The sequence below is a fragment of the Streptomyces sp. MMBL 11-1 genome, from assembly GCF_028622875.1.
Lineage (GTDB): Bacteria > Actinomycetota > Actinomycetes > Streptomycetales > Streptomycetaceae > Streptomyces.
Genome location: NZ_CP117709.1, coordinates 3,940,727 through 3,965,995 on the forward strand (window position 1 = coordinate 3,940,727; position 25,269 = coordinate 3,965,995).

The window sequence follows — 25,269 nt, forward strand, 5'->3', positions numbered from 1 at the left end:
GTCTACTCCGGCGCCGTCCTCGGCTCTAGCGCGCCGAGCACGGCGGGTACGTCCTTCTTCCGCGTGACGACGAGGACCGGTACGCCGTTGTCCTCGCACTCCACGACCACCGCCCGGCCGTCGTAGTCGGGGCGGCCCGCGGGGTCTGTCAGGTAGGGCGGGCGGACACGGAGCGGGGTCAGGGTGCGTGGGGCCGCTTTGCGGTGGAAGGCGCCCGTGGGGTCGGGGGTCGTGACCAGGGCGCCGGGGCCCGCGACCAGGTAGCCGGCGTTGCCCGCGTACGGGACCTCGCCCATGATCAGGCCGGGGAAGCATGTCTCCTCGGTCAGCACGGACGACTTCAGCACGATCGTGTCGTCGCCGCGATGGCGCCGGTGCAGGAACACGGCGGCCAGGACGCATGCCCCCAGGACCACCGCACCGGCCAGGCCCGTCAGTTCCAGCGCGTCGCCGATGTTGTCGCTGTTCCAGGCAGCCATCGCGCCGAACAGGGTCAGGAACGTGCCGCCGGTGACCGTGAGGCCGACCTGCCAGGGGAACGCCCGGGGCGAGCGCCTGCTGCTCCAGGCCGTCGCGGCCGCGGCGGTCAGGAACATGGCCCCGAGGATGCCGAGGAGCAGGCCGACGGCGAGGGGTATGCGGAAGGCCTCGCGCGGGTCCGCGTTCGTGTAGCGGCGGTCCGCTCCGAAGTCGACGTACCGGATCTGGTCCTGCCAGTACGTGACCTCGATGGTCGCTCCCGGACGGGTGGCCGGAAGCCGTTCCAGGTCGCCATCGATCCGGGTGCGCGTGGACGTTCCGTCGGCCTGGTTGAGGTACAGCCAGTACGACGGCGTCTTGCGCATCGTCTCCTCCTCGGCGCGGTCGATCACCGCCGTGACCGTCCGCAGACAGTCGGAATCGCCTTCGCCGGGGGCGGTGCACGCGGTCGCCGCGGTGAAGGCGCGCTCGTCGTCGCGGGCTTGCGGCGTGGTGAGCAGCAGCAGCCAGGCCGCCACGAGGGATAACAGGACGCCCGCTGCCAGGTGGGCGCGTACCGGCCCACGGCGTGCAGGGGCTGCCTCACGGTTCGGTTTCGGTGTCACCTGTGCATTCTGTGCCGGTGGGAACGGAAGCGACATGGGCGATGTCTGCAGGTCCTCAAGGCTGTTCCCTGCCAGGAGTCGGCAGTCGGCAGTCGGCAGTCGCCGGGCGGGAGCAGGAGCAGCCGGCTCTGCACCGTGAGAGCCCCGTCAAGCCGCGCCGTCCTTCTTCCCGCCCTGCCCCGAGGTCAGCCGTGCCGCTGAGGCGATCGCCGCGCGGGCCTCGTGTTCCGGGAGCCCGGTGCGGACGGCGGCGGCGGTGAGCGCGTCCGCCAGGGCGTCGCCGAAACCGTGTTCGTAGGCGCGGCAGGCCGCCCAGAACAGGCGGGTGTTGCGCTGGCCCTCGTGGGCGGCCAGGACGAACTGCACCAGGCCCTCCCCGCGACGGGCCGCGGTGGCCGGTGCGCCGGAGCCCGAACCGGTGGCCGGTCCGGACGCGGTGCCCGAGCCCGACCCCCTGCCCGTGCCGGGGGTGCGGGCCGGCGGCGGGGCCAGGAGGCGGAGCAGGGCGCGGGGGCAGGGGGCCGGGGTGAGGTGGGCGGTGCCGGGGGCCAGGCGGTAGCGGCCGCGGGCGGTGACCGAGCCGGGGCCGACCAGGTAACCGCCGCTGCCACGGATGTCGATGCCGGGGGCCAGGCGGCCGGCGGAGTTGGGGACCGTCGCGTCCGCAGGTCCGGTCAGCCAGAGGTGGCGGCCGCCGCTCGGGGTGAGCACCGTGACCGTCGGCGGGATGGTGAACAGGTGCTGCAGGGCCAGCTGCCGCAGCGCGCCCGCCGCGTCGCTGCCGTACGCGGGGTCGACGTCCAGATCGATGCCGATGAGGCGGTGCGGGGCCCGTCCGCAGGCTATGCCGTAGCCGGTGGCCCGGGGCGCGGCGGCGAAGAGGGCGCGGACGGCCGCGGGGTCGGTCGTGGCGTCGTGCACCCCGTGTCCCGGCAGGCCGCACTCTCCCCGGCAGTGCGGCGGCGCCTGCTCACCCCGGTGCGGCGAGCGCAGCGCGGGGAGCTTGGTGGCGGAGAGCGGGAAGACGGGGAGGCCGCGCCCGGCGGCGGCGAGGGCGTGGGCGAGGGCCAGGGTGGGGGTCTGCCGGTCGATGGTGGCCATGCCATCATTTTCGTACACGAGTTCGAATAAAGGAAGAGGGGGAGGCGAGAGGCGGGGCGGAGGCGTCCGGGAGGGCCGGTGGCGGAACGCTTCTTCCCGGGCGTGTCGACGGGTCGCTGAGGTCACCTCGCTGACCTGGACTTTCGCGCGGCTCAGGAGGTTTATCCGCTCTTCGTCATACGTGAGGGGGAATCGGGGGGTGGTGAGGGGTTCGCCGGGGAGGTGCTGGGCAACTCTGGTCTCGCGACGTTGTGAACAGCACCGGGGTGGTCGGCCAACTCCCCCGGGAACAGTCGAATATGAAGCCGCAATTCCGTTCCCTGGAGGACATGACATGGCACGTATCCGTACCGCTCGCGCTCTCGCCGCTGTCGCTGCTCTGCCCCTGGCCGTCGCCCTCTGCGGAGGGGTCGCCGTGGCGGACAACGGCTCCTTCGCGAACGACGGATCGAACGCGGCTGTGGCGACGGTGGGCGGCAGCGGCGTCGGCGGCAACAACGCCGGAAACTCGTCCACGACCCAGCAGCAGGCGGTCGGGGCGGGAGCGTCGAACCAGAACACGTCCGCCCAGGTGAGCGACTCGGCCTTCGTGCCGATCGACCAGTCGGACCACAGTGTCGCGGTGAACTTCACGCCCTTCTTCTGGTGATCCTCCTCGGGGGGCACGGGCGACGCGGATGACACGGTCGCGGTCGCGGACGTCGGGGCCTCCCGGGGGGCCCCGGCAGACCGAACGGCAGCCCGCGCGAAGGCACTTCGGAGCCTTTGTGCGGGCTGCCGCCGTCTGGACATCCTCTACGACCACTTCACGCCGTTCGTCCTGATGCACCTGGAGGAGTACGGTTTCTGCGGTCCCGGCGGGGCCGGGGAGTTCGCCGCGGCCGGACGCCCTGTCCCTGAACACCCACGGGGGCCAGCTGGGCCAGGCGTGCCTCCACGGGACGAACGGCATCGCGGAGGCCGTCCGGCAGGCCCCGGGGAGTGCGGTGAACCAGGTGGCGGGGGCGGCGAGGGCGCCGGTCACGGCCGGTACGGGCGTCCCGACGTCGGGCCTGGTCATCGGCGCGGACGGCTGAACGGCGACGCCCGGCCCCGGGGGCTCTCGGGGGTGGACCCTTACGGCCGGGCGGCGGCCCGTCCACCTTCAGGAGGTGCGGGGCGCACACCCCCTACAACCTGAGGCGGACGAGGCTTCGGGACCTGGGGGCGATCCCCTCGGCGGTGCTCGCTCCTAGCGTTGGGTACATGACCACGCCAGTCTGCACGGGCGCCTCCAGGGCGGCCTCTGCCACCGCCGCCGGCCACCCCCACGCGCCCTACGCGTCGTTCTCCTCGTACGTACGGGCCCGTGGGCCGGTCCTGCTGCGTACCGCGCGCTCGCTCACCGCGAACCCGTGCGACGCGGAGGACCTGCTGCAGACCGCGCTCGCCAAGACGTACGTCGCGTGGGAGCGGATCGAGGACCACCGTGCGCTCGACGGCTACGTGCGGCGGGCGCTGCTCAACACCCGCACCTCGCAGTGGCGCAAGCGCAAGGTCGACGAGTTCGCCTGCGAGGAACTGCCCGAGCGGGAGGCCCTTCCGGCGCCCGACCCGGCCGAGCAGCAGTCGTTGCACGACGCGATGTGGCGCGCGGTGCTCAAGCTCCCGGACCGTCAGCGCGCGATGGTCGTCCTGCGCTATTACGAGGACCTGAGCGAGGCCCAGACGGCGGAGGTGCTCGGCGTGTCGATCGGTACGGTCAAGAGCGCCGTCTCCCGTGCCCTCGGCAAGCTCCGCGAGGACCCGGAGCTGACGCCGGTCCGCTGACCGGCACCACCACCGGGGGCATCCGCACGGCCCCCGGGCCGGGTGCCCCCCAAGGCCCCGGTCAGGAATTTCTCCCGCGAGTAGTGACATACCGCGTGGTATGTGCGCAGAATCAGCGGAACCTTACTGCCGCGTAGCGCCCACCGGGAGGACGCCGTGCTGAGCACCATGCAGGACGTACCGCTGACTGTCACCCGCATCCTGCACCACGGGATGACGATTCACGGGAAGTCGCAGGTCACGACCTGGACCGGCGAACCCGAGCCGCACCGCCGTACCTTCGCCGAGATCGGCGCCCGCGCCACCCGGCTGGCCAACGCGCTCCGCGACGAGCTGGGCGTCGACGGCGACCAGCGGATCGCCACGCTCATGTGGAACAACGCGGAACATGTCGAGGCCTACCTCGCCATCCCCTCCATGGGCGCCGTGCTCCACACCCTCAACCTCCGGCTGCCGCCCGAGCAGCTCGCCTGGATCGTCAACCACGCGGACGACAAGGCGGTGATCGTCAACGGTTCGCTGCTGCCGCTCCTCGTGCCGCTGCTGCCCCACCTGCCGAGCATCGAGCACATCGTCGTGGCCGGCCCCGGCGACCGCTCCGCCCTCGCCGGGGTGACGCCCCGCGTGCACGAGTACGAGGAGCTGATCGCGGGCCGGCCCACCACGTTCGACTGGCCCGAGCTGGACGAACGCCAGGCCGCCGCCATGTGTTACACCTCCGGCACGACGGGCGACCCCAAGGGCGTCGTCTACTCGCACCGTTCGATCTACCTGCACTCGATGCAGGTCAACATGACCGAGTCGATGGGGCTGACCGACAAGGACACCACCCTCGTCGTCGTGCCTCAGTTCCACAACTGTGAGCCTAAAGGGGCATCCCCACCCTTGGGCGGCGACGACCTCGCCGAGCAGGACGCGGCCCCGGTACCTCGCGGAAGGTACCGGGGCCGTTCCTTATGGCCCACCGCGCCGCACGGGGGATGACGGCAGCGGTGGGCCCTTCCCCCCCCCTACCGGGTGTCGCGGCGGGGGAGGGCGGCGAGGGCGCACGCGTCGGCGCGGGCGCGCACCCCTGTGGTTTACAACAGGCGGGCGACCTCGGGCGGCATGAACAGGTCCCGCGTTCGGTGCTCCGCCCACACCCTGGCCGGGTCGTCGGCATCGTGGCGAGCGTACGACGGGCACAGCTCGCAGTCGGCAGGGTGCGGCGGGGGCACCTCTTCCGGATGCACCTCGGCTATGTGCCGGGCGACCTGTAGTTGTTCCCAGAGACACCCCTCGGGGGCGGCCCACATTTCGGCGAGCCGCCGCAGTCGCATCGTGCAGTCGGAGCATGCCCACATGAACGGTGGGGGGATAGGGCGGTCGCCGACCTCGCCCGGATCGCGGACCGTCATCGGACCCGGCGCGTTGTCGCGCCCATGTACGCGCGGCCTGTGGCGGCGACGCGGCTGAGGTAGGCATCGACGGCATCGGGCCCCGCGCCGGGCGGCAAGGGGTCAAGGCCGATGGTCACGCAGACCGGGCCGCCGGCGACGACGTGTCGACGCCAGTCGTCGCCAGTGGCGGGGAGCCGCAGAACAAACGTGGGATGCCCGTAGTCCAGGGCGGCGAAGCGGTCGCGCAAGAGCAGCCGAGGGCCGACGATCGGCACGCGTTCGGCGGCCGGGCGTAAGCGCATCGAGTCGACCATGCCCATGAGGCCAGCCTCGACCGACTCGGCCGATTCCCCAGGGCGACGCGGGGGCGCGTGGCCAATCAGGATGTAAGCGACTGGCGTCGAGAGGCCGCCGACATCGACCCACGTCGACACGGTGCAGCCAGCGGCGAAGCCAGGGCCGGGCACGGCCCGGAAGGACAAGGCGGGTTCGGTCGTCATCGCTTCACCTCTGCCCACACGGCCTTACCGAGTGGGCGGTCGTTGGTTCCCCATCGTGCCGCGAGTTCGTCAACGATGTGCAGGCCGCGCCCGCGGGCGCGTTCGTCCGACTCGTTCCGCATGCAGGGGCGCGTGCGGCTCGGGTCGTGCACCTCTACGCGCACAAGCTCACGCGTTGTCAGGACGGTAACGAGTACCGAGTCTCCTGGCTCGGTGCCGTACCTGTACGCGTTCGTCACCAGCTCCGAGACGATCAGTAAGACATCGTCGAGGCGGTCGGCGTCGAGCTGGTCGTCGTCGAACGCCAGGAGGTCACGCACGTACACGCGAGCCTGTGCGGGTGCCTCCTTGCTCTTGGGGAACACGGCCTGTGCGGGGGGCCCGGGTGGCGGCGCGCAGCAGGGCGCCGGGGCCTGCCGTCTTTCGTTCATGCCAACCCCTCTGGAGCTGCGGTCACGAGCGGATGAGTTTCGTTGACCAGGCAACACCCGTAACGAAAGTGCGGGTACCGTCGAGAGGGGTGTCGAAGGGTGTCGCTTTCGTTGCCCACAGTCGCGGAGGGTGCGGGATGAAGTCACCGAATGAGCAGCTTGGCTACTGGTTGGGGCGGTCCGGGTTCAGCCGTAAGGAACTCGCCCGGCGCGTGCAATCGAAGGCGCAGGAGTGGGGACAACCGAACGTTGCGCCCAACGCGACGCGCGTTCGGTGCTGGTTGGAAGGTGAGACGCCCCGCGCGCCGATTCCCGACGTGTTGGCTGGCGTCTTCTCCGATCACTTCGGGTGGCGCGTCACAACGTACGACCTCGGCCTCGGAGAGGGCAGTTCGGCCGACGCTGCGCTCATGTACGACCCCTCTTTCGCGGCTACGGTGGAAGTCGTCGCCGACCTGGGGAGAGCTGACGTGGATCGTCGTAAGTTCCTTGCAGCCGCGCCGTTCGCGGCCGTTGCCGGGGTCGGTCCTTCGCGGGACTGGCTGTTGGCCACCCTCGACCAGCAGCCAGAGCCGGGCCCTCGGGTGCACATCGAGGACGTACTCGCCGTGAAGAACATGTTCGCCACGTTTCAGAAGATGGACGTGTTGCAGGGCGGCGGGTCCGGGCGCCTGGTCCTCGCCGAGTACATGAACCACCACGTCTATCCCCTGCTTCGGCGGTCACACGACGACCGCGTACGGCGCGCTCTGTGCGAGGCCGCCGCAGAACAGACGTACCTGCTGGGGTGGATGGCCTACGACAACGGCGAACACAGCACCGCTCAGCGGTACTTGATTCAGTCGCTACGCCTCGCCGAGGAATCGCAGAACGCTCCGCTGGGTGCGCATGTCCTTGCGGGCATGGCGGACCAGGCGACGCTACTCGGCAACCCTGCCGAGGGGCGGCGCCTCGCACAGGCAGGGCGACAGGGGCTGTCGAGGGCGGAGTCGCCGGCGTGCCTCGCCGACCTGTGGTGCCTGGAAGCTCGGGCGCTCGCCCTGCTTGATGACAAGGTCGGTGCGGCCCGCGCGGTCGTTCAGTCGGAACGGGCGTACGAGCGGGTCGACCTCGCGACCGAACCAGACTGGGCGGCGTTTATCGACCCTGCTTACCTGCACGGCGAGCACGCGAACACCATGCGAGACATGGGCGACGCCAAGTCGGCCGAGCAGCACGCGCGCCGGTCCATCGAGCACGCGAAGAAGCAGAAGCGGGCCCGCCGGGGTGCCATGTCACAAGCGGCGCTTGCGGTGTCCCACCTGCAACGGCGCGATCTCGACGGAGCGTACGCGGCCGGTCTGCGGACGCTCAGCCTGTCGGGTCAGGTGAAGTCCTCGCGCGCGGTCGAGGCGGTACAGGACTTGCAGCGGCGCATGCAGACGTTCGGCAGTGACCGTCTGATCGCTGACTTCAACGAACGGGCGCGTGCGCTGGTCGCCGCAGCATAGGCGCAACGACAGAACGCCCCCCGTACGGCCATACGCGGCCGTACGGGGGGCGTTGCTCATGTGCGGGTGGCGATCTGCCACAGGGTGAGTGCGAGGCCGACCAGGGCGACCAGGGCGGCCACAGATGGCAGGGGCCACCGGGACCGTTCGAGGTCTGCGAGGCGGGTGTCGTTGCGCTTCTGGCGCTCGGTCTCGCCGCGTTCGAGGGTGTCGAGGCGGGCGTCGTGGTCGTCGAGGCGGCGCGCGTGTTCCTTGATCGCTTCGTCGGTCTGGTCGTGGCGTTGTACGAGCAGGGCGAGGGCGCCGTCGGTGCGCGTGAACCCGACCTCGATCGTCCGCCTGATCCGCTCCAGTTCAAGGGCGACTGCGGCCGGGTCGGACGGCGAGGGCTGGGTCGTCACGGCGCGGTGTGCTCCTTGTCGTCGTCGACCAGGCCGAGGCCGAACCGGTCGAGCAGGGCCTCGACGCTCGGCAGGGCCATGACGCGCGCGAGGCCGCCGGCTGCGGCGAGACCGGCGGCGACCCACGGCAGGGACTCGGGCACGCCGGACGCGTCCACGATGGCGGGCAGGGCGACGGCGAACCCGACGATGCCCTGTATGACGGTCCGCGCGGTGCGCTTGTTGGCGTCGGTCATGTGGTGGTGCTCCTGTTCCGGGTGGGCCCGCCCCGGTCGGGGCGGGCCGGGTGGGGGGGCGAGGTCACGCGGTGACGGTGAACCCGTGGTGCTTCGCGAGGATGTCGAGCGAGGCGCGGCCGGGCAGTCCGTCGGCGTCGGCGCCGTGGTACCCGCAACGGCGCTGCCACGCGGCGTACGCGGCCTTGGTCTGGGTGCCGAAATGGCCGTCTGCGTACTTCTTGGCGAGCAGTCCCTCGGCGGCGAGGGCGTCCTCGACGATCCGGGCGCCCGCGTACGAGACCGGCGTACCGGACTTGGCGGGGTCGGTCCGGGCGGCGGCGAGTAGCTTGGACAGGTCGACGACCTTCGCCGCCGGCTTCGGCTTGCTGGGCAGGGTGCCGAGCAGCTTCCGGAGAGTTGTTTCCCCCGGCACGCCGTCGGCGTCCGCTCCGGAGTAGCCGAGGCTGCGCTGATAGTCGGCGTAGTTCTCGGTGTCGGCGTCCGACCAAGTCGGGCCGGGGCCCTCGGCGTAGTGCTTGCCGAACCCCTTCGCGACCAGGGCGCGGCCGACCTTGGTCACGTGGTCGCCCTTGGCGCCGTAGCCGTAGGACAGGCCGCCGATCGTGACCCGGTAGCGGGCGACGGTCGGCTCGCTCGGCGAGGTGCTGCCGGTGAGCTTCTTCGCCCGGCGGACGATCTCGGGCAGCTGGGCGACGATCCGGGAGCCGGGGCACGACGTGTGCCCGCCCCACGCGCTACCGCCGAGGCCGTGGTACGCGAGGCCGCGGTCGCTGGTCGACGTGGCGACCTTGAGCGGCACGCCGTAGGTCACGTGGGCCCACGCCAGTACCTCGGCGTTGCGGTCGAGCTGGTCGTCGGTGAGGGTGTCGCCGCCTTCGCCCTCGTTCTCGACGGACAGCCACGACGTGTTGCCCGCGGCCTGAGCCCACGCGCGGTCGGACGTGTCGACCCACTGGTACAGGGCGCCGCCCTTGCCGGTGCCGAAGTGGCTCGACGCGCGGGCCTTGCTGTTGCGGAACCACGAATCGGTCCCGGCGAGGGTTCCGGCCATGATGTGCACGACGACGCCGCGCACTTCGGCCTGTCCGTTGTTGGTGAAGTTGACGGCGATCGGGCGCCACTGGGCGCCGGGCAGACGTGCCACGGTTGGTGTCTCCAGACATGAAGAAACGCCCGGCGCGGTGCGCTCGGGCGTGCGGTGTGGGGCGTGGTGCGGGGGCGTCAGACCATGGCGAGGGCCATAATCGCGGGGTCGAGGCCGACCTCGCCGGTCGCCTGGTTGACGGTCGTCGGTAGCGAGGTCTGTCCGCTCGGAATGCACCAATGGCGCTGAAAGGCGGTCGCGCCGAGGAAGAAGTTTCCAGGGTTGGACGGCGACTCGTTCTGAATGTGCATGTAGTAGAAATCCGTCGCGCCCCCGGCGGACATCAGGAAGGCCGCCCAGTACCGGCCCGGTTGCAGGGTCGCTGTCGCGGTGAGCGGGACGGGGACGGCGCCGATGTGGTTGTTCTTGGCGCCCGGCGCGGTGCCGGTGATCTGGCCGGCCTCGGGGAGGTTGGACACCTGGCCCGACGTGGCGACGCGCGTCCCGGACTCGTTGTAGATACCGGCGTAGAACCGCGCGGCCGGAACGAGCGTCGAGCCTCCCCACCCACGTGCGTGGATCACCACCCGGTTGACCGGCGTCGGCTCCGTGATGTTGATCCCGGACAGGTAGATGCGGCCCACGACCGCGGCTTTCAGAGCCGGGTTCGCGACGCTGGCGGGGTCGACCGACCATGCCTGAAAGCCGAGACTCTGCGGGGTCCATACGTTCTTGGCGACGGCCGTCGGCATCTGCGCAATGGGGAGCCTGGTCGAGGCGTCGAGGGACGCGACGCCGTTCGCTGCTGCTCGCGCGGTTGTGGCGAGGGCACCGACCTGGGCGGCGGTGTGCGTGTGACTGGCGGTCGCCGCGCCCACGTCGCCGGCCGCGAGGACGACGACGCCTGTTTGCCCGTTGACCGAGTCGACGGCGCCCCCGCCGGTCCCCTCGGGCAGCTGCTCGGCGGGGACCTTCCCGGACGCGTCCAGCTGGGCGACACCCCCCGCCGCGCCCGGCGCGGTGGCCGGGACGGCTCCCACGTCGGCGGCATCGAGGACGACCTCGGCGACGGACTGCCCGTTGACGGACTGCACGACGCCCGGCGCTCCGGGTGCGCCGTCCGCTCCGTTGGTGCCGGGCGTGCCAGGTACGCCCTGGTCGCCCTTGACGCCCTGGGGGCCGACCAGGGACGCGAGCCACTGGGCGCGGGTGCCGGTGAACCCGGCGGCGACGGCGACCTCGTACGCGTCGTCGCCCGCGATGCCGGTCGCGCCGGTGTCGCCCTTGACGCCTTGGGGGCCGACCAGGGACGCGAGCCACTGGGCGACGGTGCCCGCGAACCCGTTCTCGACGGCGACCTCGTACGCCGAGTCACCCCGTACGGCGACGTAGTTCGGCGTCGTCGGGTCGGTCGGCGCGATGTCGGCGAGGTCGACCTCGGGTGTCTCGGCCGGTAGCCACACCTGGTAGACGCGGTTCATGGTGACGCCCGCGAGCTGTTCGGCGACCGAGTACGACCAGTCGCTCGGGTTCATGCCGGGTGCGTCGTTGGCCGGTAGGACGACCTCGAACCGGCCTGTGGCGTCGAGCGGCGCGGTTACGGGCCCGCCGAGGATCACGTCGAACTCGCCGAAGGTGACCATGCCGGGGGCGCGGAAGATGACTTGCCCGGTCAGGGGCTTGCCCTCGGGCGTGAGGAACCGGCCGGACAGCCGGACAACGGGGATTCCCTCGGGCAGCATCACGCCTCCTGGTCGTTGTTGGGGTCGCCAGGAATGGCGCGGGCCTCGGCGGTCGCCGAGGCGGTGAGGCTTGCGGGCGGGTCGGGGACTTCGGACGCGCTGAACGTGTTTCGCGTGTAGCTCGCGAATACGCGCGTCTCGATCGCGCCCCCGGAAGCGCTGTTGCGGTGCTCGATCTGAATCGTGACTTCCTCGCCCCAGTCGGCGCCGTCGAGCGGCTGTGTGATCGTCCGGTTGACCCACGTTGAGCCGCTGGGGATCGTCCACGTGCCGAGGGTCTGTGAGTCGCTGCCGCGTACGTAGTTCACGCGGACCTGCCCGCCGTTCGAGCTGATCGTCGAGAAGGTGAGAACTAGTACGGCGTTCTGTGCGGGGCCCCGGCCGACCCACGCGAACCCCCACGCCGTGCCGCCCTCGTAGCCCTGTATCGCGGTGGGGTACATGGGGAACGGCATCCAGGGGCGGCCGAGCATCCAGTCGCACCAGGCGTCGTCCATCATGATCACTTTGCCGGACCGCGACCATGTCCGGATCATCTGACCGGCTCCGCTGCCGTTGTACTCGTCGCCGACGGTGAGCGCGGCCGTGCCCGACACCGACCTCGCCATGCCGACGGCCCAATCGCCTTCGGCATCCTGGCCGGTCATGAACACGCGGTTTCCGTTCGCGGCCTCGGCGATCAGTCGGCCCCCCTCGCCGATCCGCACGTCGCCGTTGAGGATTTGGTTAAGGGCGGGGCGCATCTGCGCGCGCCCGCGCAGCTGCCGTACCTCGCGCTCAAGGGCGGCGATGCGGTCGAGTACGTCCTGTGGGACGAACGGCATTACGGGGCCTCCAAGTACAACTGCGCGGTTTCGGGGCGTCCGCGCTCGGGCGGGCTCACGTTGATGCCGACTACGCGGTATCGGGCGTCGAGCGCGGTCGGGTGCCACAGGTCGCGGATGCGTAGGCGGATGGTCGAGCCGACCAGGCCGGGCGTGATCGCGCCGCCGAGCCGGACCGTGATTTCGGGGATGGTCACCGGGTCGCGGGCGGCGGTGTGGTCGGCGCGGGCGTAGGCGTCGAGGGTGTCCTGTCGCTCAACCGTGGTGTAGTCGCTCGATCCGTCGAGGCGCGGCCACCCGGCGGCGAGGTCGTCGTCGGCGACCAGGACCGGCGAGGTAAGCGGGTAGCTGTCGGCGGCCTGGTTGTCGTTGATGGACGCGCCGCGCGTCTGCCACGTGTTCGCCTTCTTGGTGGCGTCGACCGGCCACGTGTAGGACAGGACCGGCCCCGGGTGGTCGAGGACGACCTCGGACGCGCCCGTACGGATCGTCGGGTGTCCCAGCTGCAACCGCTTGATCCGGCGGCCGTCGCTGTCGCGGAAGCTCGCGATGCGCCACTCGAACCCGTTCTCGACGGCGGCGAGGTCGTCGAGCAGGTCGCCGATGCTCGGGAGGTCGTACCGCAGGAAGGTGCGGTCACGCGGGACGCCGGACGGGTCGGCGTCGTACGTGATGCCGATGTCGCCGCCGGTCGTGCTCTGCGCGTAGTCGACCAGGCCGCGCGCGATGTCGAATTGGTCGACCTGCTGCGCGATCTGCGTGTCGTACAGCAGGCGGCGGTACAGGTAGCTTTCCCACCCGCCGGCCTGAATCTGGGCGCCGAGGAAGCCGCGGGCATCCGAGGCGAGGGCGAGCGTCCACAGGACGCCGCCCCACCACAGGTCGCGTCCGCGCTCGACCCATATCCCCGTACGGCCGGGCAGGATCGCCCGGCGGGCCCGCTCGGCCACGGCGCGGTTGGGGATCGGCACGGTGCCGGTGAACCGGCCGGTTTTGCCGATGTAGTCGTCGAGGGCGACGCCCTGAACGGGCAGGGCGTCGAGCAGCTGGTCGGATCGCAGATCACAGAACAGGACCCGGTACGGGGGCGCGGCGCGCACGGCACCCCCCGTCACGGCAGCAGGAACGTGCACGACGCCCTGATGTTCCGGTCGTTGCGCAGCGCGCCACCCCCGGACCAGGTGCGCAGCGTGAGCACACCGGACGTGGACAGGCGGGCGGACCCCTCGCCGTACCCGTCGGACACGGATATGTCGGCGTCGATGTTCGGGCGCCACCCGCTCGGCAGGGTGCCGATTGTCTCGTCGTTGATGTTGCCCCCTGCGGGCACGTTGAGTTGTGCGCCCTTGCGGCTGACCTCGACGACGAACGAGCACACGCCCGCGTCGGGGTTGCGGCGCGCGGCGAAGGTGTTCAGCGTGTAGTTGGAGGAGACGGCGAACCCGGTCGCGGTCGACTCGGTCCGGCGCGGGGCCCGGTAGGTCTGCCATTCACCGGCCGTCGCGTTCCACCGTTCCAGCACGCTGCCGTTGTCGCGGTACTGGCCGTCGTACGAGCCGTTGAAGCCGAGGCCCCACCCGCGCGGGATGATGCCCCCGGCGGCGGTGGTGTAGCGCCGCCGGTCGGCGAGGGCGGACGCCCAGTTGATGCCGCCCACACCCGCCGAGGTGCCCGCGGGTACGGTCACGTCCCACAGGCGCAGACTCGCCGGCTCCAGGGTCGGCGCGGTTGGGGTCGCGTCGGGCTCGCCCTCGACGATCTCGATACGGGCGAGGTTCTGCCCTTCCCTGTCGAACAGGGCGTCGAGCACGCGCACGGCCACGGTGTCGATGCGGCCGAACTGCGCGTCGCCGTCGGTGAATGTGAGGGTGACCGGCCCGTCGTTGGCGATCGGGTACGCGCCCTGGGCGTCGGTCCCCTGTACGTACGCGCGCCCGGCGCCTATCTGGAGTTGCATTGCGGCGGCGCCGGTCGCGGCGAAGGGGTCGCCGCCCGGCAAGACGCCGTCGCGGACCCTGATCGGGGACTCGTGCGCGACGGGCGACACGGGGGCGAGGCGGGTGTCTTCACGGGTCTGCGCCTTGGGCAGCAGCCATGCGGAACGCACGGTCACGGGGGGTGTCTCCTTACCAGTAGGCCGGGCGGTACCGCACGGTCGCGGTCGCGGCGGGGTCGCCGGACGCTGCGCGGAATTGCAGCTGCGAGGGGCCCGGCGGAAGAGTCCATGTCTGCTCGGGGACCGAGCGCGCGGTCGCGGTGTAGATCCGCGAGGCAGTCGTGTTGAGCGTGACCGTGCCCGCCGCGGTGTCGACGGCGAGCACGTCCTCGGCGGCGAGCGGTAGGTCGTATTCGAGTACGTCGCCCGTGTCCACGTTGGTGATCGAGGGCCGTTCCACCGGGCCCCGGAACTCGATCAGTGGATGGGTCGCGGCGTCCCCGGCGTTGACGACCGACAACGTGCCGGTGCTGCCGGGGGTGCCGAAGTCGAGCGGCCACGACAGGCCGCCGGACGGCGAGCCGATCAGCAGCGACGACGTGCCGATCGGGACCGGCGCGGGGAGAGCGGCGGGCAGCAGTACGACCGGCTGCACCCACGCGGCCCCGGCGGGCGCCGTCGCGGCGAACGTGCCGTCGCCCTGGTCGCCGGTCGAGTCGGCGAGGTACGCGCCGGACGCGTCCCACCACCGGAGGACGATCGTCGCCCCCTGGGCGGCGGCGAGCGCCGACGTGAACGCGACCTCGGCCCCGACGGACACCGGCCACCCGTAGTCGCTCGACTCGGCCGACCAGACCAGTTCACCGCCATCTGTCTGGGGGTGAACGCTCACCGTGCCGACGCCGTCGCCGGCGAGGGCGGGGTCGCCGTCCGTCCACCAGCGCCAGAGTTCGCCGACGCCGGCGGCCTGCTCGCCGTCGAGAACCTGCTCGGGGTCGGTGTCCCACATCAGGCCGCTTTCCGGCGCGGGCAGGGTCGCGGGGGCGACCTGCTCGACCAGGCCGTACCGCCGTGGGTCGGTCGCGACGAACTCGACCGCGCCGCCCACGATGGTGCCGAGCCGGTAGCCGAGGCTCGCGGGTATCGCCCGGCGGGTCGCGCGGGCCCACACGAGCAGGGGCCCGCGTTCGTCGATCCACACGACGAGCGGTAGTTCGTCCTCGACCGGCACCGTGCCCCGGTTGAGGGCCGCCACGACCGCGCCGACGGACGCGCGCGGGGCCCGGATGACCAACCCGTCGAGGCCGATCGTCCGGGCCTGTGCGAGCAGGCCGCCGGGGAACGCGCCGTGCGCGTCGCTGCGCGGGACGGTTCCGGAGTCGAGCCCGGGGAGGTCTTCCCACCCCGTGAGCGTCCGCCACCCGTAGGGGGTGCCGGGGCCGAGCAACAGGTCGCCGTACTGGACGTGTCCGGGCCGGGTGACCTGGTCGCCGACAGCCATCGTCACCCCCTCGCCTTGGCAAGCCAGTTGAGGGCCCGCGCGTTGTCGTCCGGACTGCCGTTCTCAGCGGCGTGCCAGTGCTCGACGTGTACGGTCGGGCCGGACGACGGCGCGGCGGCGAACGGCGAGCCGTAGCCGGGCACGACCGCGCCCGCGAGGGCGGGCACGGCGGGGGGCTCGACCAGGTTTTGCATGGTGCGGGCGACCGCGCCCGCGCCGCTCTGGATTCCCTTGACCAGACCGGCGGGAATCCACCGGCCGACCTGCTTTGCCATGACCCGCGACGGCGAGTGAATTCCCAGAGCCTTTGCGATCGGTCCGGGAATCATGTTTTTCGCAAAGGAAATCAGCTGGTTTTTCAGCCAACTGCCCATCGAGCGAACGCCGTTGTAGAGGCCGCGAATCAAGTCGCGCCCCTTGTCCGACAACAGATCCTTGAGACTGCCGACGGCGGAAACGATCCTGCCGGGCAGGCCGCGCACCCAGTTGACGAGTTCCGTCGCCTTGCGAACGCTTCCATCCTTGATGGACTGCCAATGCTTGATGATCAGGCCGGGCAGCGTCCAGTTAAGAAAGAAGTTGATCAGCTTTTGCGGCAGGCCCTTGACCCAATCCACAATTCCGTTCCAAACCCGAACGGTTCCCGACTTGATCGAATCCCAATGCTTGATGATGATCCCGACAAGCGTGAAATTCAGGAACAGGTCGAGGAGGAACTGACCCACGGACTTGATCTTGTCCCAGATCCAGTCCCACGCCGCAGCAGTGGCGCTCACGATGGTGTCCCAGTTGGCGACGATGAGCGCGACCAGGGCGACCACGGCCGCGATGATGAGCCCCACGGGGCCCATCGAGAGAACCCACGCCGCAGCCATCCGCGCGGCCTGAATCATCGACTGTGTGCCCATGAGGACCCACGCCCCCACCACGCGGGCGGCGGCGGCGACGGCCCCCGCACCCTGGGCGATCCAGCCGGCGAGCATCGACGCGTTCGCGACCAGGAACGCGCCGACCGCGCCCGCCGAGGCGGCGCCCTGGGCGATCCACCCGGCGACGACCGCCGTCGAGGTGGCCCACGCCTGTGCGGCGAGGGCGACCAGCGTCGGGAGCAGAAAGGCCGTGATCAGCCCGGCGGCGACGGTAAAGGCCGTCGAGTGGTCGGAGACGAACCCGGCCGCCGTGGCTACGCCCTTGCCGAACTTGAGCGCGTACTCGGCTCCGGTGACCAGGGCCGGTACGACGTAGTCGCCCATGACGCCGACGAGTGCTTGCATGGCGCCGCGCTTGAATGCCTCGAATTTGGTCGCGGCATTGTCCCGCATCGCGTTTCCGGCCTTGTCGGTCGCGCCCTTGACATCGCCGAGTGCCTTTACTGCGGTGGACGGGTCGAGCTTGAAAAGCGCGCCTTGAAGGTCTTCCGCCTTGGTGCCGAAAAGCGCGACAGCGGTTGCGTTCCTCTTGGCCGGGTCCTCAATGGCCTTGATGCGCTGGAGGACATCGCCGAGCGCCTTACTGGCCTCGGGCCCGCCCTTAGTGAACGTCTTGGCCATGACATCGGCGTTAAGGCCAATATCCTTGAAAGCCGCAACACTTCCCGCAGACATGTCCTTACTGCGGATCGCGAATTCTTTCAGCGCGTCCGCGACGGTGTCCGCATCGCGTGCGCCACCCTGCAACCCCTGTTGCATAAGGCCCATCGCGGTTTGGGCGTCGAGGCCGAGGTCGCGGAACTGCGTCGGATATTCGGTGAAAGTGTCGAGCAAATCCTCGGCGGAATTGACGCCCTTCTGCGTTCCCTTTACGAGAACGTCCATTGCCTCATCCGCAGACGACGCAACGCCGGTCTTGAGCATCGTCCCGACGGCGCGGGACACCTTCCCCACGTCCTCGCCCATCACGGCCGCGGTGTCCGCGACCCGCTTGGACATGGTCTGTATCTGGGCCTGTGTCGCCTCGGGCGGCAGCAGGCCGTTTTGGGCAATGCCCTTGATGACCTCGGCGCCGTCCTCGACCGAGTCGACGATCGCGCCCGCGTACAGGTCGCCGGCGACCTTGCCGTACTTCGCGGCCACCGGCCCCGTGGTGCCGAGTTGGGCCTGTAGCTTGCCCTGCACCTTGCCCTGTTCGAGGGCTTGGCCGACTCCAGCCATGAGGGCCGCGCCGATCGTCGCGCCGACGGCGGCCCAACCGAACGCCGCGAGGGCGCTCGATCCCTGGTCGGCGGCGCTGTCTGCGCCGTCGGCCATGCCGTCGCCGATCGCGTTCCCGGCCTGCTGACCGGCGCGGTTGGCGTCGGCGATCATCGTGTCGCCGGTTGCACGCATACCGGCCTCGGCGCGCCGCATTCCGGCGGCGGCGGGGCCGTCATCGACAACGATCGTGGCGAGGAGTTCGCCGACGGTCAGGGACACGCCGGATCACCTCCTGTCGGGGGTCATCCGGCGCGGTGCCGGTGGTGCGGTTACGCGGCGGGTATGCCGGTGATAGCTGCGATCTCTGCGGGGTCGGTCACCTTGCGGGGGGTGCGCGACCAGGCGCGGGCGAACCGCGCGTCGCCGGACAGGCCAGAGATCAGGGCCAGGAACCGGCGGGTGGACAGGGCGGCGAGGTCATGGGCGGCGAGGCCGTACTCGCGGGCGAGGTCAGCCTCGACGGCGGTCCAGTTGATCAGGACCGAGCGCCAGAACTCCGCCCCTTCTTCCCCTTCTTCTTCGCGGTCGTCCGGCGCGCCGCCCTGTTCGGCGCGGCGGCTTTTCCCGCTTCCTGCTGCTCGTACAGCTCGGCGGCGCGCGCCATGGTGCAGCTGCCGGGCTTGCGGATGTTGGCGGCCGAGTAGATGAGCACGACGCCGAGTTGCCGGTCGGTCATGCCCGCTTCCGCCCACGTGTCGAGGACATCGGCCCCGTACAGGGTGGCGAGCATCCGCCGCACGTCGTTGGGGTCGCTGGACTCCTGCACGCGCTCCATCTGGAGTGTGAACATCAGGGGCAGGGACTCGGGCAGGGTGTACGTGCTCCCGAACAGGGTCAGCCGCTCGCGCGGCCGGGTGGCGGACTCCTCGGCGAAGAACGCGTCAAAGTCGGCCAGACCGGCGGCGTCGAGGTGCTGCTCGTCGTCCTGGTCGAGGGCGAGGTCGAGGTCGGTCACGGGCTCACCACCGAGGCGGTGGTCGGCGTCCCGCATCGCGTGATCGTGGCTGACCAACTGGTCTTGTCGTTGTTGCCCCCGCCCTGCTCGCCGGGCGTGACGGTGGACTCCCACACGACCCACTGAGTCTGTGACTCGTGACGCCACCGGACGCGCCCGCGCGACTCGAATCCGAGGCGGTTCGTCCACACGGTGTCGATGTACGCCTGTCCGGGGTCCTGGGCCTTGGTCGTCTTGTCGATGCGGTACTGACCCTCGATCGAGAGGGACGCGCCGCGCTGCATAACGTCCTGTTCAAACATGCCCTCGGACTCGAACACGGTCGTTTCGGTCGTCTCTTCGTTCTCGCCCGGATTGTGAGTAAACGTGTTGATACCGGCGATCGGGAGCCATGTTTCCGTACCGGCCTCGGCGTCCTCGACCTCGAAAATCCAGCCGCGGGCGTCGATGGGGCGCGAGTTGCCTGCCATCGGGGTGTTCTCCTTATGTGAGTGCGGGGCCGGACACGTCAAGATCGAAATTGACGACGTGCTCGTGTCGGCCGGTGGAATCGGGCCCCATCGGGCCGGGGGTGCCGCGCGCGGCGGCGAGGGTGAGCCACAGGCCACCGGGCAACTCCACACCCGCGAGGCCGTGTACGGCGCGGTACAGGGCCTCACACCGGGCGCGGGACAGACGCGGGTCGGGCCCGCCCCGTACGCGCACCTGTAGGCGCCGCTGTTCGGCGTCGTCGCGCGCCTCGGGCGCGGGCCCGTCGTACAGGGCGAGCGACACGGCGGCATCGGGCGCGGGCGGCATCGCCTCGACGAACAGGTCACCCGTGCGGCCGGTGGGGTCGTAGGTGACCAGGCCGAGGCCGTCGAGGTAGCGGGCGAGGCCGTCGAGCAGGTCAGCCACGGAGCGACCTCCGCACCTGCGCGGCGATGATCGCGGCGACGGCGCCGGCTTCCTCCGTGAGGGGGCCTTCGAGGTACTTCGCGGTCCGGCCCCCGTCGTGCCGGTAGTGCAGGTTCTCGTGTTGCCTGACCGCGTAAGGGGTGTCGTAGGACACGCCGGCGGTGAGCGCGCTCTCGTCGACCGAGGCGACCCCGCTCCGTTCGAGGGTTGCCTCTTCGATCGGCACACGGCGGCGGGAGCGTTCGAGGACGTGCTCGGCGGCGAGCCGTAGGCCGCGTACGGCCCCGGTGCGGGTGCCGCGCAGTGCGGCGGTGCCGTTCCATGTGAGGCGGGCACGGGCGGTCACTCGCAACTCACCTCCGTGCACGCGGGAACGGGGAGCCCCGGCGCGGTGTGCTGGGCGGTCGTGATCGCCGTGGTGGTCCGGCCGTCGGGGAGCGTGATCCGGGAGCCGGGCGGGCTGTCGAGGCCGGGCTCGGCGATCACCTGCGTGGTGCTGACGACCTCGCGGCCGTCGGTGGCCCGGCGTACCTGCCGGACGGCGGCCGAGACCAGGGCGGGCACGTCCTCGACGGCCGGGCCGTACTGCGGTCCGTACGCGCTGTCGCCGAGGTAGGGCTCGACCGTGATCCGGTGGCGCAGCAGGAAGCGGGGGACGTTCACCAGATCACCCCCGGCAGCAGTCCGGCGCGCGTCAGGGCGCGGTGCGCGCGGGGCGCGAGGTCCACGTCGCCCGCCGTGGCGGGCCCGCCCTTGCGCCCGGACAGGGACACGGGGCCGATGCTCACGGCGTCCCACCGGCCCGCCGCGCCCGTGCCGTCGTCGCCCGTGGCGAGCTGGTACTCGCACTGAGCGCAGACGGCGTCGGCGAGGGCCGACACGATGGCGGGGTCGGTCGGCATGCCGAGGTCGTCCGTCCCGTACACGGCGGTGAGTAGGGCGTCGTCGATGTCCTCGGACGCCCGCGCGAGCAGCCGCTCGGCACTCGGCGGGGCCGGGGTGCCGGTCCACGCGGCCAGTTGCTCGGGGGTGGCGTAGACGCGGCCCACCGGTCACCCCCCGTCGGTCGTGCCCTGCTCCGTCTTGCGGCGGGCGGCCGGGCGCGGCTTGCGCTTGGGGGCGTCGACCGGCTCGGTCGCGATGCCCGGGGCGACGGACTCGGGCCCGTGCGGGTTGGCCTCGCCGGCCCCGGACGGTGCGCCCGTGTCGCTCGGGCGCGGGTCGACCGCTGCATCGCGCAGCGCGGTGCCGACCTGCTCGACCTCGACCTCGCGCGGGTCGACCGGCTCGACCGGCTCGGGCGGGGGCGGCGCCGTCTTGTCGACGCCGTACCCCCGGCGGCGCGCGTACGCGATAACCGCCGGGTCGTCCGTGGTGGCCTTGCCGTTGCGGAACCGGAGACCGGCCGGGCCGTCGCCCGTGAACCCCTCAACGGGGCTGTGAAGCGTCGCCATGATCACGCCACCTTCACGCCACGGAGAACGGCGGCGGCCTTGGTCGCCTTGAGCGCGACGCCCACCGGCCCCATCTCGACCTCGCCCGTCTTGACGGCGCCCGCGCTGGTGAAGTCCGGGAGCCACTGACGGACCAGGGCGCCGCCCGTGGTGCTGATGCCGTGGAAACCGTCGAGGCCGAGGCGCACGGCGTAGATGTCCGTGGTGCCCGCCTCGGCGTCGGTCGGGATCACGGGGTCGTTGCTGCCCGCCTTCGCGCCGAGGTCGACCAGCGGCACGCCGCGCCACGTGGTGATCGTGCGGCCGAACGCGTCGAGGGTGCCCAGCTGCGACACGAAGTCGCCGATGGTCTCCAGCGCCGCGAGGGCGTCGGCGTTCATCAGGAGCGCGGTCGGCGCGCCGTCCAGCTTGGCGTACAGCCGGCGCAGGTGCTTGAGCGCGGCAATGCCGGTCACCTGGGAGTTGACGGCCGACCAGTCGTAGCCGGTCGCAGTGCCGAGGTTGAGTTCGGTACTCGACCCGGCGAGGGCCTTGTCGAGGCCGTCGAAGCTGTCGGCGTCGACCGCCGAATCGCCGTTGATCACGGCGTCGGAAAACGTCGCGTTCGCCGCCTTGATCTTCTGCGACATCTGGAGGCTGACTTCACCGGACGCGGCCGGGCCCATGTTGGCGAGGACGCGGTCGATCTGGAACGCGCCGCCCAGAACCTTGAGATCCGTGGTGTACCGCTGGCGCGTGACCTCGGTCTTCTCGTACTCGCTGTTGATCGCACGGAACGCGGCGGTGGGCTGCGTGATCAGCCGGGTGTACCCGTACGTGAGCGTCGCCCCGCCCCCCGCCGGATTGACCACGTCGTCGAACGTCAGGTTGTCGAGCAGCCACGACGACTTGCGGAATTCGTCGATGACCATCAGGTCGATGTCATCCTGTGTGTTGAGCTTCGCCTGAGCGAGGGTCACGGCCATGTGCGGTTACTCCTGGGGTGTCAGCCGCCCAGACGGGCGGCGATTGCGTCGGTGAGGGTGGCGGGCTTCCGGTCGCCGGTCGGTGCGCCCTGGAACTCGGCGCCGCCGCGCGGGGGCCCGGCGGGCGCGGCGCGGTACAGGTCGGGGTCGGTGGCGACCTCGTCCGTGATCGCCTTCTTCAGCTGCTCGGCGAACCCCTCGGCCGTCGGGTCGAGGGCGGCGAGCTTGTCCACGAAGGAACGGGAGTTGAGCAGGCGCGCGGCGTTGGCGCCCTCGGCCCCGGCGGCGCGGTACGCGGCGAGTTCGGAGCGGGCGGCGCGCAGCTGTCCGGAGAGGTCGGCGACCTGCTCGGTCAGCTTCGCCGGGTCCGGCGGGCCGTCGTCCTGGACCAGGCCGAGGGCCTTCCCGATCTGCTGCGCGATCTCGGTCCGGGCGTCGTCGGCGGCCTTCTGCTTCGCCGTGATCCGGCCCTTACCGGCCTCGGCGCGCGCGTCGCTGAGGGCCTTCTGTGCCCACGCGGGGAGGGTCTTTTCGTCACCCTCGGCCGGCTGCTGCTGCGGCGGCTCGGCGGGCTTCTGCTGGGTCGGGTCCTGCCCGCCCGGCTGGCCGTTCGGGTCGCCCTGCTGGCCGGTGCCCTGTCCGCCGTCGCCGCCCTCGCCGGTGCCCTGCCCGCCGTCGGCGTACAGGATCGGAGAGAACGGGTTCACCGCGTAGGGGTGGGCCCAACCGGCGCCGTCGAGGCGGCGGCGGGCGAGGGTGCGCGTGTTCATGGGGTGCACTCCTGGTGCGTCGGGCCCGCTCCTGGCGGGCGCGTTCGGGCATGCAAAAGGGGCCCGCTCCTGGCGGGCCCCTGGGGGTGTCGGTACTTGCTCGGGCTACTCCTGGTCGGCCACCGGCCGGGCGCGGGCGTAACCCTTGATCCACGCGGTGCGGAGCAGGGAATCGGACGGATGCGGGCACGTCCTCACGTCGTCGCCTCGGCGCCCGGCCTCGGCTCCCTGGATGACTGCCCGCGTGATGTCCTCGCGTGTGCCCACGCGTCCCCCTTCACCGCTTGTTCTGGTGGTCCGTCTCGTTCTTGCGGGCCCCGGACGCCCAGCGCTGTTCGCGGCCGGTGACCTGCTCGACGAACTCGGCTTGAGTCAGCCGGCCATGGGCGGCCCACCACTCCTTGAGTTCGTCCGAGGCGCGGGCGTACGCGATGCGCGCGGGCCCGCTGAACAAGGATGCCGGGTTGATTCCCGCCGCGGCTGCCTTCTTGTTGAGCAGGTAGCCGTTACAGGCGTCCTCGGCGGCGAGGTACTGCCGGTACACGTACTCGTCGTACAGCTGCCGGGCCTCGCGGCGGGTGATGAGGTGCCGCTCGTCGTCGACCTCTGCGACCTTGCCGTACAGCTTCTCGGCGGCCTCCCGGATGCCTGCCCAGAACCTGTCCTCGCCGTCCTCGGCGTGCGCCCCCCACGTGTCCGGGGGCGGTGCGGGGTCCATCACTTCGGCGAGGGCGTCGCCGTCGGCGAGCAGGTCGTCGACCGCGTTCCCGGTGACGGCCGGGGGCGGTAGGGCGACGGCGTCGCGGCGGTCCATCTCGGCGGCGATCCTGAGCAGTTCCTCGCTGTCGGCGTATTGCATGCACCAGGCGAGGGCGTCGTCGCCCACGTCCGCGAGGTCTGCGGCGAGGTTCCCGCCGGGGAAGTACCGGCCGAGCAGGTCGCGCCGGTCGGCCTCGGCGGCGAGGGCGGCGAGGTCGTCGCCCTGGGCGACGCGCGCGCGTGCGGCGAGGTCGTGGTCGGACAGGCCGACCAGGTCGGAGCGCACGCCCGGTAGCCGGCTGGCGAGGTCGCGCCGGTTCATCTCCGCCATGACGCGCAGCGTGTCGCCGTCGTCGAGGTGGGGGTATGCCCGCGCGAGGTCGGTGTCGCTGAACGCGAGCAGGTCGTCGGCGAGGCGCCCGCCGGGCCGTACGCGGCCGAGCAGGTCGTCGAGGTCGCGCCGGTCGGCCTCGGCGGCGATCCTCGCGCGGGCGCGGTCGTCGAGCAGGCGTGAGCCTTCGGCGGCGGCGAGCTGGTCGTCGCTCATCTCCCGTACCGACCGGTCGTCGCCCGACCAGACTCGCGCGGCGTCGACCTGCTGCGGGGTCGCTTCGGTGCGCGGTGCGGGGAGGTTCGAGGCTCCCGGCTGCTCGCGGTGCCGCAACCGGCGTAGGTCGGGGTGGGCGGCGAGGTGGTCGCGCATGGCCCCTTGCCACTGGCGGGTTTTCGCGCGGGCGGCGCGCTGCGCCTCGGGGGTGACGGCGGCGGCCTCGCGGTTCTTCCACTTCCTGATGTTCCGCTCGATCGCCCGCTGTCTCTGGCCCGCTTCGTACCCGGCGGGGTCGCTGGTGGCCCGCTCGGCCACTGTCAGACCTGGGGTGTATGCCGACACGCTGTGCCTACAGTTCGGGTGTTGCAGCCCTGCCCGGCGGGCCTGGTCGAGCGATCCGGCGACGTTCACGCGGACCATGCGGCCGTCCTCGACGGCGTGCTCGACCTCGACCGTGCGCTCGCCGTCGGGCCCGCCCACGGTCAGTACCCGGCCTTCCCAGTCCCGGCAGAGCGGGCACTCGCGCGGGGCGTTGGACACGATGACCAGGTCGACGCCGGCCTCGGCGAGGGTGCGCGTGTGCGCCTCGGTCGCGGCGCGGCCGACGGATGTCCGGACGGCCATTTCCGCGTAAGAGGTGAGCTGCCAACGGCGCCCGGAGCGGTCGCGGAACGACGTAACGCCCTGGTCGGCGAACCGGCGCATGGCGTCCTGTGTCGCCTGCCGTCGGGTGCCGGTGCCCAGTAGCGGCGTAGCGGTGACCTCGGCGACGACGCCGCGGTACCCGTCCTCGACGGTCCGCAGAATCGAGCGGTGCCGCTCGGTGAGCAGGTCGACCGTTTCCTGTGCGAGCCGGTCGACGGCCTGTGCGTTCGGTGTCACGTCGTCGACCAGGCGGCGCGCGTCGTCGGACAGGGCGCCCAACTCGGCGACGGCGGCGCGGTGCCCCGTGTTGTACGCGTCGGCGACGGCGTCGAACACGTCGAGGGAAACGGCCTTGCCCAACTCGTCGACCACAGCCTGTGAGGCGCGGCGTACGGCCTGGACGGCGGCGAGCTTCCGCTCGACCCACCCCGGCGCGTCGAGGCCGTCGGCGAGCTGCCGGGCGATGATGCCCAACAGCCGCGCCTCGGCGTCCGCGTACAGGTCGCGCGTACCGGCGGCGAGGTCTTCGACCATGCCCGGATGGATCGGCACGGCTCACC

General features: G+C 71.4%; 28 protein-coding genes and 2 pseudogenes. 5 read left to right on the top strand and 25 right to left on the bottom strand.

Going from position 1 to position 25,269, the window contains the following annotated elements:
* Positions 1 to 2: 2 nt before the first annotated feature.
* Together PSQ21_RS17075 and PSQ21_RS17080 are read right to left on the bottom strand one after the other, a co-directional pair.
* Entirely contained in the window at positions 3 to 998 is a 996-nt protein-coding gene (locus tag PSQ21_RS17075) for a hypothetical protein (RefSeq protein WP_274031381.1), read from the bottom strand.
* 234 nt (positions 999 to 1,232) lie between these two features.
* A complete protein-coding gene (locus PSQ21_RS17080; protein ID WP_274031382.1) occupies positions 1,233 to 2,186 on the bottom strand; it encodes a bifunctional DNA primase/polymerase in 954 nt (317 codons plus the stop codon).
* 334 nt (positions 2,187 to 2,520) lie between these two features.
* On the opposite strand from PSQ21_RS17080, the gene PSQ21_RS17085 reads away from it, so the two are divergent.
* From PSQ21_RS17085 to PSQ21_RS17100, 4 genes and pseudogenes are all read left to right on the top strand, one after another.
* Complete coding sequence (locus PSQ21_RS17085; protein WP_274031383.1) at positions 2,521 to 2,835, top strand: hypothetical protein; 315 nt, start codon at positions 2,521 to 2,523, stop codon at positions 2,833 to 2,835.
* A gap of 141 nt (positions 2,836 to 2,976) precedes the next feature.
* A pseudogene (locus tag PSQ21_RS17090) lies at positions 2,977 to 3,262 on the top strand (thiolase C-terminal domain-containing protein); the annotation flags it as partial.
* 169 nt (positions 3,263 to 3,431) lie between these two features.
* Positions 3,432 to 3,995: a SigE family RNA polymerase sigma factor gene (locus tag PSQ21_RS17095; protein WP_274031384.1), complete on the top strand. Its 564-nt coding sequence runs from the start codon at positions 3,432 to 3,434 to the stop codon at positions 3,993 to 3,995.
* A 156-nt stretch (positions 3,996 to 4,151) separates the two neighbouring features.
* Positions 4,152 to 4,850, top strand: a pseudogene (locus PSQ21_RS17100) (AMP-binding protein); the annotation flags it as partial.
* Between the two features lie 224 nt (positions 4,851 to 5,074).
* Here the strand turns inward: PSQ21_RS17100 and PSQ21_RS17105 are convergent.
* From PSQ21_RS17105 to PSQ21_RS17115, 3 genes are read right to left on the bottom strand one after another with little or no spacing between them, the layout of a single operon-like run.
* A complete protein-coding gene (locus tag PSQ21_RS17105) occupies positions 5,075 to 5,338 on the bottom strand; it encodes a hypothetical protein (protein WP_274031385.1) in 264 nt (87 codons plus the stop codon).
* A gap of 50 nt (positions 5,339 to 5,388) precedes the next feature.
* Positions 5,389 to 5,874 (bottom strand): hypothetical protein, encoded by a 486-nt coding sequence (locus PSQ21_RS17110; RefSeq protein ID WP_274031386.1) that lies wholly within the window; start codon positions 5,872 to 5,874, stop codon positions 5,389 to 5,391.
* A complete protein-coding gene (locus PSQ21_RS17115; RefSeq protein ID WP_274031387.1) occupies positions 5,871 to 6,239 on the bottom strand; it encodes an ATP-binding protein in 369 nt (122 codons plus the stop codon). Before PSQ21_RS17115 ends, PSQ21_RS17110 begins: the two co-directional genes overlap by 4 nt.
* A gap of 203 nt (positions 6,240 to 6,442) precedes the next feature.
* On the opposite strand from PSQ21_RS17115, the gene PSQ21_RS17120 reads away from it, so the two are divergent.
* A complete protein-coding gene (locus tag PSQ21_RS17120; RefSeq protein ID WP_274031388.1) occupies positions 6,443 to 7,795 on the top strand; it encodes a transcriptional regulator in 1,353 nt (450 codons plus the stop codon).
* Positions 7,796 to 7,851: 56 nt separating this feature from the next.
* On the opposite strand, the gene PSQ21_RS17125 is transcribed toward PSQ21_RS17120, so the two are convergent.
* From PSQ21_RS17125 to PSQ21_RS17220, 20 genes are all read right to left on the bottom strand, one after another.
* Positions 7,852 to 8,196: a hypothetical protein gene (locus PSQ21_RS17125; protein ID WP_274031389.1), complete on the bottom strand. Its 345-nt coding sequence runs from the start codon at positions 8,194 to 8,196 to the stop codon at positions 7,852 to 7,854.
* A complete protein-coding gene (locus tag PSQ21_RS17130) occupies positions 8,193 to 8,432 on the bottom strand; it encodes a hypothetical protein (protein WP_274031391.1) in 240 nt (79 codons plus the stop codon). Before PSQ21_RS17130 ends, PSQ21_RS17125 begins: the two co-directional genes overlap by 4 nt.
* A 64-nt stretch (positions 8,433 to 8,496) precedes the next feature.
* Positions 8,497 to 9,579 (bottom strand): peptidoglycan-binding protein, encoded by a 1,083-nt coding sequence (locus PSQ21_RS17135; protein ID WP_274031392.1) that lies wholly within the window; start codon positions 9,577 to 9,579, stop codon positions 8,497 to 8,499.
* A gap of 77 nt (positions 9,580 to 9,656) precedes the next feature.
* Positions 9,657 to 11,261 carry a collagen-like triple helix repeat-containing protein gene (locus tag PSQ21_RS17140; protein ID WP_274031393.1) on the bottom strand — a complete coding sequence of 535 codons (1,605 nt, stop codon included), beginning with the start codon at positions 11,259 to 11,261 and terminating at the stop codon, positions 9,657 to 9,659.
* Positions 11,261 to 12,085 carry a hypothetical protein gene (locus tag PSQ21_RS17145; RefSeq protein ID WP_274031395.1) on the bottom strand — a complete coding sequence of 275 codons (825 nt, stop codon included), beginning with the start codon at positions 12,083 to 12,085 and terminating at the stop codon, positions 11,261 to 11,263. Before PSQ21_RS17145 ends, PSQ21_RS17140 begins: the two co-directional genes overlap by 1 nt.
* Positions 12,085 to 13,185, bottom strand: a complete 1,101-nt coding sequence (locus PSQ21_RS17150; protein WP_274031396.1) for a hypothetical protein — start codon at positions 13,183 to 13,185, stop codon at positions 12,085 to 12,087. The genes PSQ21_RS17145 and PSQ21_RS17150 overlap by 1 nt, the downstream gene beginning before the upstream one ends.
* Positions 13,186 to 13,196: 11 nt before the next feature.
* Positions 13,197 to 14,198, bottom strand: coding sequence for a hypothetical protein (locus tag PSQ21_RS17155; protein ID WP_274031397.1), 1,002 nt, complete (start codon positions 14,196 to 14,198; stop codon positions 13,197 to 13,199).
* Positions 14,199 to 14,211: 13 nt separating this feature from the next.
* The gene (locus PSQ21_RS17160) at positions 14,212 to 15,522 is read right to left on the bottom strand and encodes a phage distal tail protein (RefSeq protein ID WP_274031398.1); all 1,311 of its coding nucleotides are present in this window, start codon (positions 15,520 to 15,522) and stop codon (positions 14,212 to 14,214) included.
* Positions 15,523 to 15,524: 2 nt separating this feature from the next.
* Complete coding sequence (locus PSQ21_RS17165; RefSeq protein ID WP_274031399.1) at positions 15,525 to 17,933, bottom strand: phage tail tape measure protein; 2,409 nt, start codon at positions 17,931 to 17,933, stop codon at positions 15,525 to 15,527.
* 256 nt (positions 17,934 to 18,189) lie between these two features.
* Complete coding sequence (locus PSQ21_RS17170; RefSeq protein ID WP_274031400.1) at positions 18,190 to 18,705, bottom strand: hypothetical protein; 516 nt, start codon at positions 18,703 to 18,705, stop codon at positions 18,190 to 18,192.
* Positions 18,666 to 19,139 (bottom strand): phage tail tube protein, encoded by a 474-nt coding sequence (locus PSQ21_RS17175; RefSeq protein WP_274031401.1) that lies wholly within the window; start codon positions 19,137 to 19,139, stop codon positions 18,666 to 18,668. The genes PSQ21_RS17170 and PSQ21_RS17175 overlap by 40 nt, the downstream gene beginning before the upstream one ends.
* Before the next feature lie 13 nt (positions 19,140 to 19,152).
* Complete coding sequence (locus PSQ21_RS17180) at positions 19,153 to 19,566, bottom strand: minor capsid protein (RefSeq protein ID WP_274031402.1); 414 nt, start codon at positions 19,564 to 19,566, stop codon at positions 19,153 to 19,155.
* Positions 19,559 to 19,912 (bottom strand): hypothetical protein, encoded by a 354-nt coding sequence (locus PSQ21_RS17185; protein WP_274031403.1) that lies wholly within the window; start codon positions 19,910 to 19,912, stop codon positions 19,559 to 19,561. The genes PSQ21_RS17180 and PSQ21_RS17185 overlap by 8 nt, the downstream gene beginning before the upstream one ends.
* A complete protein-coding gene (locus tag PSQ21_RS17190; RefSeq protein ID WP_337961673.1) occupies positions 19,909 to 20,229 on the bottom strand; it encodes a hypothetical protein in 321 nt (106 codons plus the stop codon). The genes PSQ21_RS17185 and PSQ21_RS17190 overlap by 4 nt, the downstream gene beginning before the upstream one ends.
* The gene (locus PSQ21_RS17195; protein WP_274031405.1) at positions 20,226 to 20,615 is read right to left on the bottom strand and encodes a hypothetical protein; all 390 of its coding nucleotides are present in this window, start codon (positions 20,613 to 20,615) and stop codon (positions 20,226 to 20,228) included. Before PSQ21_RS17195 ends, PSQ21_RS17190 begins: the two co-directional genes overlap by 4 nt.
* A gap of 3 nt (positions 20,616 to 20,618) precedes the next feature.
* Entirely contained in the window at positions 20,619 to 21,020 is a 402-nt protein-coding gene (locus tag PSQ21_RS17200; protein ID WP_274031406.1) for a hypothetical protein, read from the bottom strand.
* Between the two features lie 2 nt (positions 21,021 to 21,022).
* Positions 21,023 to 21,985: a major capsid protein gene (locus tag PSQ21_RS17205; RefSeq protein ID WP_274031407.1), complete on the bottom strand. Its 963-nt coding sequence runs from the start codon at positions 21,983 to 21,985 to the stop codon at positions 21,023 to 21,025.
* Positions 21,986 to 22,005: 20 nt separating this feature from the next.
* Positions 22,006 to 22,755: a hypothetical protein gene (locus tag PSQ21_RS17210; protein WP_274031408.1), complete on the bottom strand. Its 750-nt coding sequence runs from the start codon at positions 22,753 to 22,755 to the stop codon at positions 22,006 to 22,008.
* A gap of 105 nt (positions 22,756 to 22,860) precedes the next feature.
* Positions 22,861 to 23,022, bottom strand: a complete 162-nt coding sequence (locus tag PSQ21_RS17215) for an Rmf/CrpP fold protein (RefSeq protein ID WP_274031409.1) — start codon at positions 23,020 to 23,022, stop codon at positions 22,861 to 22,863.
* A 10-nt stretch (positions 23,023 to 23,032) separates the two neighbouring features.
* Positions 23,033 to 25,243: a phage minor capsid protein gene (locus PSQ21_RS17220; RefSeq protein WP_274035805.1), complete on the bottom strand. Its 2,211-nt coding sequence runs from the start codon at positions 25,241 to 25,243 to the stop codon at positions 23,033 to 23,035.
* Between the last annotated feature and the right edge of the window lie 26 nt (positions 25,244 to 25,269).

What these genes read in the sequence shown, in the direction of transcription:
- PSQ21_RS17095 (WP_274031384.1), top strand. Translation starts at nt 3,432, where the DNA reads ATGACCACGCCAGTCTGCACGGGCGCCTCCAGGGCGGCCTCTGCCACC.
- PSQ21_RS17080 (WP_274031382.1), bottom strand. Translation starts at nt 2,186, where the DNA reads ATGGCCACCATCGACCGGCAGACCCCCACCCTGGCCCTCGCCCACGCC.
- PSQ21_RS17170 (WP_274031400.1), bottom strand. Translation starts at nt 18,705, where the DNA reads ATGCGGGACGCCGACCACCGCCTCGGTGGTGAGCCCGTGACCGACCTC.
- PSQ21_RS17105 (WP_274031385.1), bottom strand. Translation starts at nt 5,338, where the DNA reads ATGTGGGCATGCTCCGACTGCACGATGCGACTGCGGCGGCTCGCCGAA.
- PSQ21_RS17200 (WP_274031406.1), bottom strand. Translation starts at nt 21,020, where the DNA reads ATGGCGACGCTTCACAGCCCCGTTGAGGGGTTCACGGGCGACGGCCCG.
- PSQ21_RS17160 (WP_274031398.1), bottom strand. Translation starts at nt 15,522, where the DNA reads ATGGCTGTCGGCGACCAGGTCACCCGGCCCGGACACGTCCAGTACGGC.
- PSQ21_RS17145 (WP_274031395.1), bottom strand. Translation starts at nt 12,085, where the DNA reads ATGCCGTTCGTCCCACAGGACGTACTCGACCGCATCGCCGCCCTTGAG.
- PSQ21_RS17085 (WP_274031383.1), top strand. Translation starts at nt 2,521, where the DNA reads ATGGCACGTATCCGTACCGCTCGCGCTCTCGCCGCTGTCGCTGCTCTG.
- PSQ21_RS17210 (WP_274031408.1), bottom strand. Translation starts at nt 22,755, where the DNA reads ATGAACACGCGCACCCTCGCCCGCCGCCGCCTCGACGGCGCCGGTTGG.
- PSQ21_RS17175 (WP_274031401.1), bottom strand. Translation starts at nt 19,139, where the DNA reads ATGGCAGGCAACTCGCGCCCCATCGACGCCCGCGGCTGGATTTTCGAG.
- PSQ21_RS17140 (WP_274031393.1), bottom strand. Translation starts at nt 11,261, where the DNA reads ATGCTGCCCGAGGGAATCCCCGTTGTCCGGCTGTCCGGCCGGTTCCTC.
- PSQ21_RS17220 (WP_274035805.1), bottom strand. Translation starts at nt 25,243, where the DNA reads ATGGTCGAAGACCTCGCCGCCGGTACGCGCGACCTGTACGCGGACGCC.
- PSQ21_RS17205 (WP_274031407.1), bottom strand. Translation starts at nt 21,985, where the DNA reads ATGGCCGTGACCCTCGCTCAGGCGAAGCTCAACACACAGGATGACATC.
- PSQ21_RS17130 (WP_274031391.1), bottom strand. Translation starts at nt 8,432, where the DNA reads ATGACCGACGCCAACAAGCGCACCGCGCGGACCGTCATACAGGGCATC.
- PSQ21_RS17120 (WP_274031388.1), top strand. Translation starts at nt 6,443, where the DNA reads ATGAAGTCACCGAATGAGCAGCTTGGCTACTGGTTGGGGCGGTCCGGG.
- PSQ21_RS17110 (WP_274031386.1), bottom strand. Translation starts at nt 5,874, where the DNA reads ATGACGACCGAACCCGCCTTGTCCTTCCGGGCCGTGCCCGGCCCTGGC.